Below are 15,954 nucleotides of genomic sequence, written 5' to 3' on the forward strand. Positions count from 1 at the left end.
GTAAAACCCCGAGATCGACGCGCACCCGCCGCGCCGGTGCCGCATTTGCGCCTTTTTCCCAAAGCAAAGCTTAACCAACAACAAAAGAAGACCAAGGGACGAGACAATGACTGCATCAGCGGAGTTTATGAACACGCAGCCTGACGCGATTGAACCTGTGCGTATGGCAGGCGCAGGGCGTATGATTGTGCGCGGTGCGCAACGTTTGCTTGGCGTTTCCATGACGCTTGCGGCGCTTGGCCTGTGGTTGGCACCCGGCGCCTCATGGGAAAGCGATGTAATGTTGTTCAAGCTGATCCTGTCGCTGACGGCGGTGATTGCCGGTCTTGGTCTGATGGGGGCAAGCACCGCGCCGCGCGCCCCTGAAATCCAGATCGATACCATCCGCCGCGAAGTTCGCCTTGTGCGCCGCCAGCGGGACGGTGACGATCAGGTTTTGCAAAGCTGTGGTTTTGCAAAACTGAGCCGCGCAGAGCAGGATGGCAACAGCGTGTTCTTGTGGGATCAGGCGGGCATCTTTCTTGCCGAAGTCAGCCTGACAGACCGCAAAGCCCTGTCGAGCCTCGTCGCCGGACTGCGCGATGTGGGCAAACTGGCCTGAACGATCCGGTTTGAAAATGGGGTATACCCCGATTAAAGGAATGCGCACTGAACCGGTTCAGTGCGTTTTTATGTTTGCGGGCACGAATTCGCCAAGGTGCTGTGCGTTGATGCGCAAGTGCTGTTGAGAGGTAGAGGGTTGTAAAACAGCTGTCTGAAACCGAAGTAGAGATACAGACAGCCAACAACCGGAGAATACCAAATGAAATCACTGATCCTTGCCGCCGCCCTTGCTTTAGGTGCAAACAGCGCATTCGCTGCTGATAAATATGTTCTGGACGCCAGCCACAGTCAGGTTCTGTTCAGCTATAGCCACCTTGGGTTTTCAACAACTTACGGGATGTTTTCCGGTTTCGAAGGCGAGATCATGTTCGACGCTGACGCACCTGCAAATTCATCTGTTAACGTCAGCATGCCAGTGATGTCGATGTTGACCGGTTGGGAACAGCGCACCGGCCACTTCATGTCCGATGATTTCTTCGGCGCAGCCGAGGGTGACATGGTCACCTTTACCTCAACAGGCATCGAGGTAACGGGTGAAGACACAGCCAAGATCACCGGTGATTTGACGATGAACGATGTTACGAAATCCGTTGTTCTGGATGCAAAACTGAACAAGTCGGGCGATCATCCGATGGCCGGCAAGCCGTGGATGGGTTTCGATGCCACGACAACTTTGGTGCGGTCGGACTTTGGTCTTGGGGCATTTGCGCCTGCAGTCAGTGACGAAGTTGCGCTGAATATTTCTATCGAGGCGATGAAGGCCGAGTAATCGCCCCCGCCATTCGATCAGGGAAAGCCCGCCGTTCAACCGGCGGGCTTTTTCGTGTCTACTGTGCGGGGCCGCGCAGGGCTGTCAGCTTGATCGCCACCTTGACCGCAAAGGCAAGGCTGCTTTCGTCCCCCATATTATCGCCAATGCCAAAGTCGCGCCGGTCCAGCGTCAGGTCGGCCCGCATTTCGGCATCATCCCCGTTCAGCGCCAGATTGAACGGCATCACCAACGGCACAGCGCGGTCCTTGATTGTCAGCGTGCCTGCCGCCTCATACCCGTCGACGCCGTGGCGGATATCCGCGTCATAGACCGCAGTCGCATAGGTGTCCGCGTCGAAAAAATCGGCCCCCATGGCCTGCTGGGTCACGGATCCCAAGGTGAGGGACGGGATGGAGATCGTTGTGGTGACGTGACCAACGGTGCCGCTTGGGATTGTCTCATCAAAGCTGATCGCAGCGGTCCAGTCGGCAAAGCTGCCGGAGACTTCATTGCCGAACTGCACGACGGTGATTGCAATGCTGCCGTCCTGCACGATCCAGTCAGAGGCGACTTGATCCAGCGCGGTGTCGGTTGTGCCTGTCGTCTGACCACCTGATCCCATCGCCGTGCCGATCGCGATCACCAGCGCCCAGACGGCCGCGGGGGCAAAGACCGGTGTTTTGCTGTGGTGTTGGGGGGGCAGTGGGCCGATAACCGGTTCACCCGGCAACATGCGGCGCAGCGTGGCGTCGCGGTCGATCACGTGATGTTTAAGTGCCCCTGCGATGTGCAACAGGACTGACAGGGCCAGCACTTTGGTGGCCACCCAATGCAACGATCCGAAGATATGTTCGATACCGGTGGATTTTGGCACCAACGGCAGGTTCTGACCGAAGGGCCACCAGATTGGCGCAAAACCGGAGGCAGCCGCATGGGAAATCCAACCCGACAGGGGCACAATGACAAGGGCCGCGTAAAGCATCCAGTGCACCAGTTCAGCGGCAAAGCTTTCGGCTGGTTTGTCCGCATTCAACAATCCGGGTTTGGGTTGTGAGATGGCCCAGAGAATGCGCAGCAAAGCAACGAAAAAGGCCGTGACACCAAGGGTCTTATGCAGCGAGAACAGCCATGCTTTTTGGGCGAGCTGCGCATCGGTTTCATAGGGTAGCCAGTTGGCGATGAGGCCCAGCGGGATCAGCGTGAGGATCAGCAGGGCGGTCAGCCAGTGAAAGCTTTTGCTCACACCGCCGTAGCGGGTTTCAGTGTTGGAAATGGCCATAGGGTGCTCCTGCTGTGTCTGCGGCATAGATATCGCAGTGGCGCGCGGGGGCAATCTGATGTTTGTGCACAGAAGCTCTGCGCTCTTGTTCCCTCAATCACGGCGGGCTAGACCAAGAGCCAAATCAGTGAAAGGGCCATTCATGAGCATCGCATTTGTTTTTCCGGGTCAAGGGGCCCAAACCATCGGCATGGGGCAGGCGCTGGCCGAGGCCTATCCGGCAGCGCGCGCGGTTTTCGACGAAGTCGACGACGCTTTGGGGGAAAAACTGTCGGAGCTCATCTGGACTGGCGAAATCGAGACATTGACCCTGACCGAAAACGCGCAGCCCGCGTTGATGGCGACATCTATGGCGGCGCTGGCGGCGATGAAGGCCGAAGGCATCGGTCTGGAGCGGGCCAGTTTTGTTGCGGGGCATTCGCTGGGCGAATACTCAGCGCTTTGCGCGGCAGGGGCGGTGTCGCTGGCGGATACGGCGCGTTTGTTGCGCATTCGCGGGCGTGCGATGCAGGCGGCAGTGCCCGTGGGTCAGGGCGCGATGGCGGCGGTTCTGGGGTTGGACGCAGAAACAGCCGCCAAGGTGGCGGAAGACGCGGCACAAGGGGATGTGTGCCAGCTGGCCAATGAAAACGACCCCACGCAAAATGTTTTGTCGGGCAGCAAGGCAGCCATTGAACGCGCTGTTGTGCTGGCGAAAGAGGCCGGTGCCAAGCGCGCGTTGCCCTTGCCAGTATCAGCGCCGTTCCACTGTGCCTTGATGCAACCGGCGGCAGACGAAATGGCCAAAGCGTTAGAAGGGGTGCAGTTCGACAACCCTGCGGTGCCTTTGGTGGCAAACGTTCTGGCGGATGCAGAATCCGATGCAACACGGATCAAGGCCTTGCTGGTCGAGCAGGTCACCGGGCGGGTGCGCTGGCGGTCTTCGGTTGAATGGATGGCGGCGCAGGGCGTGGGTGAATTTTGGGAGATCGGTGCAGGCAAGGCGCTGTCGGGCATGATCCGGCGGATTGCCAAGGAAAGCACCATGCGCGCGATTGGCACGCCCGATGATGTGGTGGCGTTGAAGGACGCGTGATGCGTCGGGGGGCTGTCCTTTGGGTGGCCCTTGCGCTGCTGGTCGGCTGTGCGGTTGCTGATAATGCGGTAGACCGCATGACCGTGCAGCTGGATGGGCCGCGGATGGTACTGAGCGGAGAGATCACCAGCCGGACGCCGGCGCATTTTATCGCGGCCTTGAATGAGAACCCGCAGGTGGAGGTGATCGTACCTTTCGACATGGCCGGTTCCGTGGATGAAATGGCGGTGTACCGGATGGGGGATGCGATCCGCACGCGCGGGTTGGACACACATTTAACAGGGCAAAGCGAGATCTATTCAGGGGCGGTGAACCTGTTTCTGGCGGGCAACCGGCGCACGATCGAACAGGGCGCCATATTGGGTGTGCATTCTTGGGCGGACGGGTTCGGCGAGGGCAGCAGCTATCCGCGCAAGGCGCGTGAGCATCAGGGCAATGTCGCGTATACCCGCGAGATGCTGGGCAGTGACGCGTTTTACTGGTTTACCTTGCAGGCGGCCCCGTCCGACGGGATACATGTTTTAACGCAGGCCGAGATTGCAGATTTCGGGTTGGTGACGGAATGAAAGTAAAGGGAACAGAATATGTTTGATCTGACAGGGAAAAATGCGCTGGTGACAGGCGCATCGGGCGGCATCGGTGCAGATATCGCACGCAAATTGCATGCACAGGGCGCGGTTGTCGGGCTGTCAGGCACGCGGGTTGAACCGCTGGAGGCATTGGCGGCGGAACTCGGCGAACGCGCGCATGTGCTGCCTTGCAACCTGAGTGACATGGACGCGGTTACGGCGCTGCCCAAACAGGCAATCGAAGCGATGGGATCGGTGGATATTCTGGTGAACAACGCCGGGATCACCCGCGACAATCTGTTTATGCGCATGTCGGACGACGAATGGGACGCGGTGATCAACGTCAACATGACCGCTACGTTCAAGCTGTGCAAAGGCGTGATGCGCGGCATGATGAAAGCGCGCTGGGGCCGGATCGTGAACATCTCAAGCATTGTGGGGGCCACGGGCAATCCTGGACAGGCGAACTATGCGGCGAGCAAGGCGGGCATGATCGGCATGTCGAAATCGCTGGCCTATGAGGTGGCGAGCCGTGGCATCACGGTGAATGCAGTGGCACCGGGGTTCATTGCGACGGCGATGACGGACAAGCTGACGGATGATCAAAAGACTGGTATTATGGGACAAATTCCTGCAGGACGAATGGGCGATCCGGCGGAAATTGCAGGTGCTGTTGTCTATCTGGCCAGTGAGGAAGCAGGGTATGTCACCGGTGCGACCTTGCATGTCAACGGCGGCATGGCCATGTTGTAAAGCGGATCTGTAACCGTTTGCGCATGGCGTGCCATGTGCTAAAGGGGGCGCAGAATCGAAAACGGGGAGGCCGGTGTGTCGCCCCAGTCCTGTGCAAGCAGGGTAAGAGCCGCCTCCGGTCTTCGGGGGCATCCTCCAACTGCCTAACAGGGCGTGCGGATATAATATGGGCCAGCTGGTCCGGAAGAATGAGGACTTTATTATGAGCGACGTCGCAGACCGCGTTAAAAAGATCGTTGTAGAACACCTTGGTGTTGAAGAGGACAAAGTTGTCGAGAATGCGTCGTTCATCGACGATCTGGGCGCTGACAGCCTTGACACTGTTGAGTTGGTGATGGCGTTTGAAGAAGAATTCGGCATCGAAATCCCTGATGACGCGGCCGAGAACATCCAGACGTTTGGCGACGCGGTGAAATTCATCTCCGAAGCTTCCTAAGACCGGATTGCCGCCTGTTAGGCGGCATCGGCAAAAATCATTTGAAACGGCGTTGTTCCAAGCGGAATGACGCCGTTTTCATTTGCAGCACGGGCAACGGGGGTTGCTCATTTCGCATGCGCTTCGCACAGTAGGTCAAACGCCACAGAAAGCGTAAAGGCAGATTGAGCAATGTCGCGAACCATCCCCACCATCAACACGTCACGTGTGACACTTAGGGCCATGCGGGCCGAGGACTTTACCCGTTTTGCCGAGATTTGGGCCATTCCCGAAGTTGTCACCCATATTTCCGGTAAGCCGCGCAGCAAGCCGCAGTCGTGGGACGCGTTTTTGCGCAACGCGGGACATTGGCAGATCAGCGGTTTCGGTCAATGGGCGGTGCAGCCACATGGTGTGGCGCAGATGGCGGGACAGTGCGGTTTCTTCTTTGGTTCACGCGGGCTGGGGGATGATTTTGACCCCTTTCCCGAGGCGGGATGGGTGTTGTCGCCAGAAGCACAGGGCAAAGGGTTGGGGCTGGACGCGGTGCAGGCTGCACACGACTGGTTTGACCGGGTAATTGCGGGGCGCACGGTGTGTATGATCACGCCGGAAAACACCGCCTCGTTAAGGATTGCAGACGCCCTTGGGTATGCTTTCATGCGCGAAGTCGAGAGTGACGGGGAACCCCTGTGTCTGATGACGCGCAAAGGGCCGCCGGTTTGAATGAGCGCAAAGCACCAGAAGTCTTGAATACTTGCCCCCCAGCAAGGTATAGCCGGAACAAAGCGAATTAAGGGGCAGTCATATGCGCAGAGTAGTTGTAACAGGGTTGGGGCTGGTAACACCTTTGGCCGACGGGGTCGAAGAAAGCTGGAGCCGTATTCTGGACGGGAAGTCCGGCGGCGGACCGATCACCGGTTTTGATGCGTCGGCGCTGGTCACGCAATACGCTTGCGAAGTGCCATTGGGCGATGGAACGGACGGGACGTTCAACGCTGATAAATACATGGCCCCGAAAGAGCAGCGCAAGGTTGATACTTTTATTCTGTTCGGCATGGCCGCCGCCCAGCAGGCGGTCGAGGATTCCGGCTGGATGCCCGAAGGTCGCGAAGATCTTGAGCGCACAGGCGTTTTGATCGGCTCCGGCATCGGGGGCCTGAATTCCATCGCGAATACGGCTGTGATGATGAAAGAAAAGGGCCCGCGCCGCGTCAGCCCGTTCTTTGTGCCCGGTGCCTTGATAAACCTGATCTCCGGTCAGGTGTCGATCAAGTACGGGTTTCGCGGGCCGAACCATTCTGTGGTAACGGCCTGTTCCACCGGTGCACATGCGATTGGCGATGCGTCCCGTTTGATCCAGCATGGGGATGCGGATGTGATGGTTGCCGGTGGTGCGGAAGCTGCGATTTGTGAAATCGGGATCGCCGGTTTCAACGCCTGTAAGGCGCTGAGCACCAAGCGGGGCGATGATCCACAAAAGGCATCGCGCCCGTATGACGCTGACCGTGACGGGTTCGTCATGGGCGAAGGTGCCGGCATTGTGGTGTTGGAAGAATATGAGCACGCCAAGGCACGTGGTGCCAAGATTTACGCCGAAGTGATCGGTTATGGCCTGTCAGGTGATGCCTATCACATCACGGCCCCTTCCGAAGATGGTGAAGGTGGCGAGCGGTCCATGCGCGCGGCATTGCGCGGCGCAGGCAAAGAGCCCAAGGATATCGATTACATCAACGCGCACGGCACATCGACGATGGCGGATACCATCGAATTGGGGGCCGTTGAGCGAATGCTGGGGGAACATGCGTCGAAGGTGACCATGTCCTCGACCAAATCCGCCACCGGTCACCTTTTGGGGGCTGCGGGCGCGATCGAGGCAATCTTTTCGATCCTTGCGATCCGCGATCAGGTGGCACCGCCGACGATCAACCTTGATAACCCTGCGGTCGAGACCAAGATTGATCTGGCGGCGAACAAAGCCGTTAAGCGCGAGATCAATGTCGCGTTGAGCAATTCCTTCGGGTTCGGTGGCACCAACGCCAGCGTTCTGTTCGGAAAGGTCTGATACATGTGGCGCAACGTTGCCTCTAACGCGTTCAGTTTTCTGGTCGTGATCCTTTTCCTGCTGGGCGGGGTCATCATCTGGGGGCAGTCGAGCTATACGGCTGAGGGCCCGTTGGAGAATGCGATCTGTTTGCAGGTAAAGCCGGGGTCCAACATGCGGCGGGTCTCGCAGGATCTGGCGAAAGAGGGTGCCGTCAGTTCGGCCGCGATTTTCCGCATGGGTGCGGATTACGAGGAAAAAACCAGCCAGTTGAAGGCGGGGAGTTTTCTGGTCGAAGCGGGCACGTCGATGGCGGACATTGTCGAGACGGTCACCAAAGGCGGCGCAAGCACGTGCGGTACCGAAGTGGTGTACCGCATCGGGGTGAACCGCGTTTCGATACAGGTGCGTGAACTGGATCCGGCAACCAACCGTTTTGAGGAACGCGCGGAGTTTGTGCCCGGGACGGACGAGGTGCCAGAGGTTTATGCAGAAACCAAGGCGCAGGCGGATACACGGTTTCGTATTGCGCTGGCAGAAGGGGTGACCAGCTGGCAGGTCGTGAACGCGATGCAGTCGATGGATGTGCTGGAGGGCGATGCCGGCGAAGTACCGGCGGAGGGGTCTTTGGCCCCTGACAGCTATGAGGTGCGCCCCGGTGACGGGCGCGCGTCGGTGCTGGACCGGATGGAAGCGGCGCAACAGGCGCGCATTGCCGAAGCCTGGGAAGCGCGGGACCCCGAATTGCCAATCAACAGCCCCGAAGAACTGCTGACGCTGGCGTCGATTGTTGAAAAGGAAACCGGCGTGGCAGCGGAGCGCCGACAGGTTGCTGCGGTGTTCGTGAACCGGTTAAATCAGGGCATGCGTTTGCAGACCGACCCGACCGTCATCTATGGGATCACCAAGGGCGAGGGTGTTCTGGGCCGTGGTTTGCGCCGGTCGGAGTTGCGAGCCGAAACGCCGTGGAACACCTATGTTATCAATGGTTTGCCGCCCACACCCATTGCGAACCCCGGACGCGCCAGCCTGATGGCTGCGGCGCAGCCGGATGAAAGCGATTTCATCTTTTTCGTGGCGGATGGCACGGGCGGCCATGCCTTTGCCGAGACACTGGCCGAGCATAACGCAAACGTCGCACGCTGGCGCCAGATCGAAGCGGAACGCGCAGCCGCTGCAAGCGAAGATGCATCAGGCAGCAGCGGCAACTAAGGTTGCAGTTTACAACTCTGCCAGCGCGAAGTTGTGCTGGCAGAGGGTGCCATCTTAATCCAAAATTTACCAATGATCGCACTGTGTTACAGGGTTTTGGTAACCCTCTTTTTCTTGACTTTGCGAACGCTCTGAAGTACAACTTCTGACATGCTAGAGGACGTGGGTAAGCGGCTTCGGGACTGATCCCGAAGGCCGCTTTTTTCATGCCTGATCGGTCGGGGGATCTGTGAGAGGTAGGGGCGACGATGGCAAAAGACACCCAAGACCAAGACCAAAATCAAGACGTTGCGCGGGGAAGTGAACTGCTCGCTTCCTTGCACGATGCGATTACCGATCTACGGCAAGAGATCGAGGGGCTGGCCCAGCAGAGGCAGTCCGAAAACACCATAGATGAAACGGCAGCAAAACAATCGTTGGGGAAGCTCAGGGAACTTGTGACGCAATGTGCCAAAGCGGAGAACTATCTCAATGAGTGCAAAAGCAAACAGGCTGGAATTGCAAAGGGAGGATACGCCCTTGATCTTGACAGAGCGCGGGTTGAGATCGGGTGCAAACTGGATCGCCTCCGCAGATGCGGTCGTCCAAGAGCAGTTCCTTGATGACCTGGAAAAGGAAGAGCTGCTGGCGTTGCCCTATCTGTTCGAATTCTGGGCAATGGATCACCAATTACCCCCCGAAGGCGCGTGGCGCACATGGGTTGTGATGGGCGGCCGGGGTGCGGGGAAAACCCGCGCGGGCGCGGAATGGGTGCGGTCCGTCGTCGAAGGGGCGCGCCCCTTTGATGAAGGCGCATGTCGCAGGGTCGCGCTGGTGGGCGAAACCATCGAGCAGGTGCGCGAGGTGATGATTTTTGGCGACAGCGGGATCCTTGCCTGTTCGCCCGAGGATCGGCGTCCAGACTGGGAGGCGGGACGCAAGCGGCTGGTCTGGCCGAACGGGGCGGTTGCAACAGTGCATACGGCCCATGATCCCGAAGGGTTGCGCGGGCCGCAGTTTGACGCGGCTTGGGTCGACGAGTTGGCCAAGTGGAAGCGCGGGCAGGAGGCGTGGGACCAGTTGCAATTCGCACTGCGCCTTGGCGATGACCCGCGGGTTTGTGTCACGACCACCCCGCGCAATGTGGATGTGTTAAAGCGGCTGTTGGCATCGCCATCGACTGTGCAGACCCATGCACCTACGGAGGCAAATGCGGCCAATCTGGCGTCCTCGTTTCTTGACGAAGTCAAGGCGCGGTACAAGGGAACAAGGTTGGGCCGTCAGGAACTGGACGGGGTGTTGTTGGCCGATGCAGAGGGGGCGTTGTGGACATCAGCGGCGTTGGAAGAGCAGCGCATTGAAGAGGCCCCTGCGTTTGACCGCATTGTGGTGGGGCTGGACCCTGCGGCATCGGCGGGGATGGGCGCGGATGAATGCGGTATCGTTGTTGTCGGGGCGGTGACCCAAGGGCCGGTGCAGGATTGGCGGGCCGTGGTTCTGGCCGATTGTACCATACAGGGCGCGACGCCAAGTGGTTGGGCCAAGGCGGCCATTGCTGCGATGGAACAGTTCGGCGCGGACAAATTGGTCGCCGAGGTCAATCAGGGGGGGGCAATGGTGGGCGAGGTCTTGCGCCAGATTGATCCTTTGGTGCCGTTGAAATCGGTGCATGCGTCAAGAGGCAAGGTGGCGCGGGCAGAGCCGGTGGCGGCCTTGTATGAACAGGGGCGGGTCAGCCATGTGCGGGGGCTGGATACGTTGGAGGATCAAATGTGCCGGATGACGGCGCACGGGTTTGAGGGGGGCGGCAGCCCGGACCGCGTGGACGCACTTGTCTGGGCCCTGCACGAGCTGATGATCGAACCGGCAGCGAAATGGCGCCGGCCTGCGCTGCGTAGCCTCTAAAGACTGGTGTTTTAAAGTGTTGCGCGACCCTGCGTTCGGTGGGGTCGCGTGGAATTAAGTTCTTTAAGTCAAAATGTTTTCAAGCCGATTGGGGTGGGCCGGTGATCGCCGGTTCAGGGATCGGGGTGGATAGGCAAGAGGAGCGAGACATGGTGTTTGATTTTCTGCGACGCGGGACGGCGGCGGCGAGTGTACCGGACGTGAACGGGACGTCCCCGGCACCCGCAAGTATGTTTGCGCAGAAAGCATCGGCGACGGGTAAGGTTGCGGTCTATCAGACATCGGGGAGGGTGGCATGGACGCCGCGCGATACCGTGACGCTGACCAAGGTCGGGTTTTGCGGCAATCCGGTGGGGTTTCGATCGGTCAAATTGATTGCCGAAGCAGCGGCGGCGTTGCCTTTGGTGGTGCAGGATAGCGAGCGTCGTTATGAGGCACACCCGGTCGTGGCGCTGTTGGCAAAGCCGAACGGCGCACAGGGGCGGGCAGAGCTGCTGGAAGCACTATATGCGCAGGTGTTGTTAAGCGGGAACGGTTATGTCGAGGCCGTGGGCGAGGGAATGCCGCAAGAGCTGCATGTTTTGCGGTCTGACCGGATGTCGGTGGTGCCCGGTTCAGATGGCTGGCCGGTGGCCTATGAGTACGCGGTTGGTGGCCGCAAGCACCGGTTTGATGTATCGGGCGAGGTGAAAGCGGTCTGTCATATCAAGAGCTTTCATCCACAGGATGATCATTACGGCTTCGCCCCGATGCAAGCGGCCGCGATGGCGCTGGATGTGCATAATTCGGCCTCGCGGTGGTCCAAAGCCTTGTTGGACAACGCGGCAAGACCATCAGGCGCGATGGTTTATAAGGGGGTAGAGGGACAGGGGCACCTGAGTACAGAGCAGTACGAGCGGTTGGTGTCCGAGATGGAGAGCATGCATCAGGGTGCACGCAATGCGGGTCGACCGATGTTGTTGGAAGGCGGGCTTGACTGGAAACCGATGGGATTTTCGCCCTCCGACATGGAATTTCACAAGACCAAGGAGGCCGCCGCGCGCGAGATTGCATTGGCGTATGGTGTGCCGCCGATGTTGTTGGGCATTCAGGGGGATGCGACCTATGCAAACTATCAGGAAGCGCATCGGGCGTTTTACCGACTGACAGTTTTGCCATTGGCAACACGGGTGACGGCGGCACTTGCGCATTGGTTGGCGGGCTTTACCGGCGAGGCGGTTGAGGTGAAACCTGATCTGGATCAGGTGCCTGCCCTGGCGGCGGAGCGGGACGCACAATGGGCGCGCGTGGCGCAGGCAGATTTTCTGACCGAGCCGGAAAAACGCAGCCTGTTAGGCCTGCCGGCGGTGGCGACGGATGAGTGATCCGGCAATGTATGAGCGGTTTGATTGTGCGCCGGGATTGAAGTTGCAGGCCCACGAGCGGTTGACGGCAATCCAGCAGGAGAATCTGGCCAAACGCATGGACCGTCTGGAGGAAATGATGGAGCGCATGGAGCGGCGGTTGTGGTTGACGGTTTACGGTGTGGTCGCAGTGATGCTGGCGCAAGCCGTGCAAAGCGTGCTGGCGGTGACCCCGTAAGCGGCTGAAATTCAAGAGGAGTTGTCATGGGATATGACGTGGGAAACTTCGGCTTTGGGCCGGAGAGCGGGAAAGATGTGTCTGCAGGAATGCCACTTTTGGAACGCAAGTTTATGGCGTTTCAGGACGTGGCCAAGGTTGAGGGCGGGACCGAGATCAGCGGCTATGCCAGCCTATTCGGGGCAGTGGACCAGGGCGGTGATGTGGTCGAGGCAGGGGCTTATGGCGTTTCGTTGAAGGCAGTGGCGAAGGCCGGTCGCAACATCAAGATGCTTTGGCAGCACGATCCGGCGCAACCGATTGGTGTTTGGGACGTGGTGCGCGAGGACGCCAAGGGGTTGTTCGTCAAGGGGCGCATTCTGGACTCTGTGGAAAAGGGGCGCGAGGCGGCTGCGTTGATTGCTGCGGGGGCAATTGACGGGCTTTCGATCGGCTATCGCACGGTGAAGGCGACAAAGAACACCAAGGGCCAGCGGCTTTTGGCGGAACTGGAGCTTTGGGAGGTGTCATTGGTGACATTCCCAATGCTGCCCAGTGCGCGGGTGGCGGCGAAGGGCGATGTGATCGCTGTCGGTGACATTCTGCGTGACATGGCGGCGTCCTTTGAGGGGGCGCGGGCAGAGATGGCGCGGCGGTAGCCTGCGTCACAGGCGAGGCAAATTCGGGAGTGACGGATGAGCAAGACGGAACTGGGGCATGCGTCCCCGGCTGAAGAAGTGCGCGCGGCGGTGACGGGATTTGTCACTGACTTCAAGGGCTTTCAGGCTGAAATTGAGACAAAACTTCAACAAACAGAAGAGCGGATGACCATGCTGGATCGAAAAATGACACTGCCTGCGCGTACACCTTTGGGCGGCACGACTGATGCCGGTGCGCCACATCAAAAGGCCTTTAATGCCTATCTGCGCAATGGCGATGATGACGGGTTGCGCGGGCTGGAGCTGGAGGGCAAATCACTGTCCACGGCGGTGAATTCGGACGGTGGCTATCTGGTTGATCCGCAAACGAGTGCGACAGTGCAGTCGGTGTTGAATGCCACTGCGTCGGTCCGTGCAATCGCGAGTGTCGTGCAGGTTGAAGCGACGTCGTATGACGTGCTGGTGGATCACACGGACGTGGGGGCGGGATGGGCCACCGAGGCCGGCCCACAGGCCGAGACGGATACGCCGCAGATTGATCGCATCACGATTGGGTTGCACGAGTTGAGTGCGTTGCCCAAAGCGTCGCAGCGTCTGCTGGATGACGCGGCCTTTGACATCGAAGGCTGGCTGGCGGGGCGGATCGCGGACAAGTTTGCGCGCGCCGAGGCGGCGGCCTTTGTGAACGGCGATGGGGTGGACAAGCCTAAAGGTTTCCTGACCCACACGGCTGTCGACAATGACGTCTGGACCTGGGGCAATCTCGGGTATGTGCCGACGGAAGTTGATGGCGAAGTCACGCCGGATGCGATTGTCGAGTTGGTGTATTCGCTTGGGGCGCAGTACCGCGCCAATGGTGCGTTCGTCATGAACTCCAAAACAGCGGGCCGCGTGCGCAAGCTGACCGATGCGGACGGGCGTTTCCTGTGGTCGGACGGTCTGGCGGCGGGCGAACCTGCGCAGCTGATGGGCTATCCTGTGCTTGTGGCCGAGGACATGCCGGATGCGGGAAGTGACAGTTTTTCCATCGCGTTTGGTGATTTCCGCGCCGGTTACACAGTGGCCGAACGGCCTGATCTACGCATTCTGCGCGATCCGTTCAGCGCGAAGCCACATGTGCTGTTCTATGCGACCAAGCGTGTGGGCGGGGACGTGAGCGACTTTGCCGCGATCAAATTGTTGAAATTCGGCGTGGCCTAAGGCGCACCGAGAGCGGACCGGGGCATCTGACCCCGGTTCGGACGCGCGATCGTGATGCTTGCTTTGCCTAGCTGCTCCCCTCCGACCGAGCAGGGCAGGTGGTCGCGCGTCCGGGTTTGACTGACCCAGAGGCCGGGGGCCGAAATTTGGAGACTTCCATGATGTTGATCGAAGAAACACCCATTCCTGACGCGGCCTTGCCGGTGGAGGCGTTCAAGGCACATCTGCGATTGGGCAGTGGCTTTGGTCCTGATGACGTACAGGACGTGGTTTTGCTGTCATTTTTGCGGGCTGCGATTGCCGCTGTTGAGGGGCGGACGGGCAAGGTGCTGCTGGAACGTGAGTTCCAGCAAACAGTGACTGCGTGGCGTCGCATAGATGGGCATGTATTGCAGGTTGCGCCGGTCGGGCAGGTGAGCCGCGTAGAATTGGTTGATCATCAGGGGGTGAGGGTGGATGTCGATCCGGCGGCCTATTGGCTGGAACGGGACGGTCATGGTCCGAAGCTGCGCCCGGCTGGTGCTGCCTTGCCGCGTATTGCGCAGGCGGGGTCCGCAGTGGTCCATTTCGTTGCTGGTTTTGCGGACAATTGGGAGGGCGTGCCGGCGGACTTGCGTCAGGCCGTGTTGATGCTGGCGGCGCATTATTACGAATATCGACATGATACGGGCCTCAGCAACGGATGTATGCCGTTCGGGGTGTCGAGCCTGATCGAACGGTACAAGGGGTTGCGTATGGGTGCAGGGGTGATGCGATGAGCGCGCCGCGGTTGATGCATCAGCTGGAACTCGAGGCACCTGAAAGGGTCAGTGACGGTGCCGGTGGCTTTACCGAAAACTGGGTCGTGCTGGGCACCCATTGGGCGCAACTGGTTGCGAGATCAGGCCGCGAAACAGCAAGTCGCGGTACGCCGGTCAGCCGCGTCGGGTACAAAATTATTGTGCGCAGTGCGCCCTTGGGGTCGGTCCAACGCCCCAAACCGCAGCAAAGATTTCGTACGGGCACGCGGGTCTTCAGCATTCAGGCCGTCGCCGATTATGATGCCGCGTGCCGCTATCTGACCTGCTTTGCCGAAGAGGAGGTCGTGGTATGAGTTTTGCGATGTCAGGGCCGCTGCAAAGGGCCGTTTATGATGCGTTGAGCGCGGATTCCGTGTTGGGGATGATTGTGGGCAGTGCGATCTATGATGCTGTGCCCACAGGAATTTTGCCCGCGATTTACGTGCGACTTGGCAGTGAAGAGGTCAAGGATGCCTCCGACGGCAGCGGCGCGGGGGCGGTCCATCGGTTCACGGTATCGGTGATCACCTCAAGCCCCGGGTTTGCGCAGGCGAAAGAGGCCGCTGCTGCGATCAGCGACACATTGCACAACGGCAATTTCACGTTGAGCCGCGGACGGCTTGTGAGCCTGCGGTTCGAGCGCGCAAAAGCGTCAAGGGTCGAGGCCGCTGCCACGCGCCAGATTGATTTGCGCTTTGCGGCACGTGTGCAGGACGACTGAGTTTTTGAATTTACAGGAGATAAGCGATGGCTGTTCAGGCAGGTAAAGACCTTTTGGTCAAAGTGGATATGACAAGTGACGGGCAGTTTGAGACCATTGCAGGGTTGCGGGCCACACGGGTGAGTTTCAACGCCGAGGCGGTGGACGTGACGACCTTGGACAGCGAAGGCGGTTGGCGTGAGTTGCTAGCGGGCGCGGGGGTGCGGTCGGCTGCAATCAGCGGGTCGGGCGTGTTTCGCGATGAGGGTACGGATGAACGTGCACGCCAGTTGTTTTTTGACGGGCTGACTCCGGATTTTCAAATCGTGATCCCTGCTTTCGGGGTGGTCGAGGGCCCGTTTCAAGTTACCGCGCTTGAGTATGCAGGGCAGTTGAACGGTGAGGCAACATATGAGCTGAGCCTGCAATCTGCGGGGATTCTGATTTTCACACCGGATTTGGCAGCTTGAG

The 15,954-nt window shown here is 59.4% G+C and carries 19 protein-coding genes; 18 read left to right on the forward strand and 1 reads right to left on the reverse strand.

Annotation, left to right across the window (positions count from 1 at the left end; translation table 11 throughout):
* Nucleotides 1–106: 106 nt before the first annotated feature.
* Together Z947_RS0111490 and Z947_RS0111495 are read left to right on the forward strand one after the other, a co-directional pair.
* Nucleotides 107–601 (forward strand): hypothetical protein, encoded by a 495-nt coding sequence (locus Z947_RS0111490; RefSeq protein ID WP_025044450.1) that lies wholly within the window; start codon nt 107–109, stop codon nt 599–601.
* A 201-nt stretch (nt 602–802) separates the two neighbouring features.
* A complete protein-coding gene (locus Z947_RS0111495; protein ID WP_025044451.1) occupies nt 803–1,372 on the forward strand; it encodes a YceI family protein in 570 nt (189 codons plus the stop codon).
* A gap of 58 nt (nt 1,373–1,430) precedes the next feature.
* On the opposite strand, the gene Z947_RS0111500 is transcribed toward Z947_RS0111495, so the two are convergent.
* Complete coding sequence (locus Z947_RS0111500; protein WP_025044452.1) at nt 1,431–2,633, reverse strand: cytochrome b/b6 domain-containing protein; 1,203 nt, start codon at nt 2,631–2,633, stop codon at nt 1,431–1,433.
* A gap of 142 nt (nt 2,634–2,775) precedes the next feature.
* Here Z947_RS0111500 and fabD point away from each other — a divergent pair, with 142 nt between their 5' ends.
* The 16 genes from fabD to Z947_RS0111580 all read left to right on the forward strand — a co-directional run bounded on the left by fabD (nt 2,776) and on the right by Z947_RS0111580 (nt 15,953).
* Nucleotides 2,776–3,708, forward strand: a complete 933-nt coding sequence (fabD, locus tag Z947_RS0111505; protein ID WP_025044453.1) for an ACP S-malonyltransferase — start codon at nt 2,776–2,778, stop codon at nt 3,706–3,708.
* Nucleotides 3,708–4,274, forward strand: a complete 567-nt coding sequence (locus tag Z947_RS0111510; protein ID WP_025044454.1) for a COG3904 family protein — start codon at nt 3,708–3,710, stop codon at nt 4,272–4,274. Before fabD ends, Z947_RS0111510 begins: the two co-directional genes overlap by 1 nt.
* Before the next feature lie 18 nt (nt 4,275–4,292).
* Entirely contained in the window at nt 4,293–5,030 is a 738-nt protein-coding gene (gene fabG, locus Z947_RS0111515) for a 3-oxoacyl-[acyl-carrier-protein] reductase (protein WP_025044455.1), read from the forward strand.
* A gap of 202 nt (nt 5,031–5,232) precedes the next feature.
* Nucleotides 5,233–5,466, forward strand: coding sequence for an acyl carrier protein (locus Z947_RS0111520; protein WP_025044456.1), 234 nt, complete (start codon nt 5,233–5,235; stop codon nt 5,464–5,466).
* A 171-nt stretch (nt 5,467–5,637) separates the two neighbouring features.
* Entirely contained in the window at nt 5,638–6,171 is a 534-nt protein-coding gene (locus Z947_RS0111525) for a GNAT family N-acetyltransferase (RefSeq protein WP_025044457.1), read from the forward strand.
* 82 nt (nt 6,172–6,253) lie between these two features.
* The gene (gene fabF, locus Z947_RS0111530) at nt 6,254–7,510 is read left to right on the forward strand and encodes a beta-ketoacyl-ACP synthase II (protein WP_025044458.1); all 1,257 of its coding nucleotides are present in this window, start codon (nt 6,254–6,256) and stop codon (nt 7,508–7,510) included.
* 3 nt (nt 7,511–7,513) lie between these two features.
* The gene (gene mltG, locus Z947_RS0111535) at nt 7,514–8,701 is read left to right on the forward strand and encodes an endolytic transglycosylase MltG (RefSeq protein WP_025044459.1); all 1,188 of its coding nucleotides are present in this window, start codon (nt 7,514–7,516) and stop codon (nt 8,699–8,701) included.
* Nucleotides 8,702–9,172: 471 nt separating this feature from the next.
* The gene (locus tag Z947_RS0111540) at nt 9,173–10,585 is read left to right on the forward strand and encodes a DNA-packaging protein (protein WP_179453274.1); all 1,413 of its coding nucleotides are present in this window, start codon (nt 9,173–9,175) and stop codon (nt 10,583–10,585) included.
* 149 nt (nt 10,586–10,734) lie between these two features.
* The gene (locus Z947_RS0111545) at nt 10,735–11,949 is read left to right on the forward strand and encodes a phage portal protein (RefSeq protein WP_025044461.1); all 1,215 of its coding nucleotides are present in this window, start codon (nt 10,735–10,737) and stop codon (nt 11,947–11,949) included.
* On the forward strand, nt 11,942–12,166 hold the full coding sequence (locus Z947_RS0111550) for a GTA head formation protein, RCAP_rcc01685 family (RefSeq protein WP_025044462.1): 225 nt from the start codon (nt 11,942–11,944) through the stop codon (nt 12,164–12,166). The genes Z947_RS0111545 and Z947_RS0111550 overlap by 8 nt, the downstream gene beginning before the upstream one ends.
* 89 nt (nt 12,167–12,255) lie before the next feature.
* Nucleotides 12,256–12,804, forward strand: a complete 549-nt coding sequence (locus Z947_RS0111555; RefSeq protein ID WP_037939466.1) for an HK97 family phage prohead protease — start codon at nt 12,256–12,258, stop codon at nt 12,802–12,804.
* Nucleotides 12,805–12,840: 36 nt separating this feature from the next.
* The gene (locus Z947_RS0111560) at nt 12,841–14,004 is read left to right on the forward strand and encodes a phage major capsid protein (RefSeq protein WP_025044464.1); all 1,164 of its coding nucleotides are present in this window, start codon (nt 12,841–12,843) and stop codon (nt 14,002–14,004) included.
* 158 nt (nt 14,005–14,162) lie between these two features.
* On the forward strand, nt 14,163–14,762 hold the full coding sequence (locus Z947_RS0111565) for a head-tail connector protein (protein WP_025044465.1): 600 nt from the start codon (nt 14,163–14,165) through the stop codon (nt 14,760–14,762).
* Nucleotides 14,759–15,097, forward strand: coding sequence for a head-tail adaptor protein (locus Z947_RS0111570; RefSeq protein WP_025044466.1), 339 nt, complete (start codon nt 14,759–14,761; stop codon nt 15,095–15,097). The genes Z947_RS0111565 and Z947_RS0111570 overlap by 4 nt, the downstream gene beginning before the upstream one ends.
* Complete coding sequence (locus Z947_RS0111575) at nt 15,094–15,504, forward strand: DUF3168 domain-containing protein (protein WP_025044467.1); 411 nt, start codon at nt 15,094–15,096, stop codon at nt 15,502–15,504. Before Z947_RS0111570 ends, Z947_RS0111575 begins: the two co-directional genes overlap by 4 nt.
* Nucleotides 15,505–15,530: 26 nt before the next feature.
* Nucleotides 15,531–15,953, forward strand: coding sequence for a phage major tail protein, TP901-1 family (locus Z947_RS0111580; RefSeq protein WP_025044468.1), 423 nt, complete (start codon nt 15,531–15,533; stop codon nt 15,951–15,953).
* Nucleotide 15,954 lies beyond the last annotated feature (1 nt).

The organism is Sulfitobacter geojensis (assembly GCF_000622325.1).
GTDB classification, from domain to species: domain Bacteria; phylum Pseudomonadota; class Alphaproteobacteria; order Rhodobacterales; family Rhodobacteraceae; genus Sulfitobacter; species Sulfitobacter geojensis.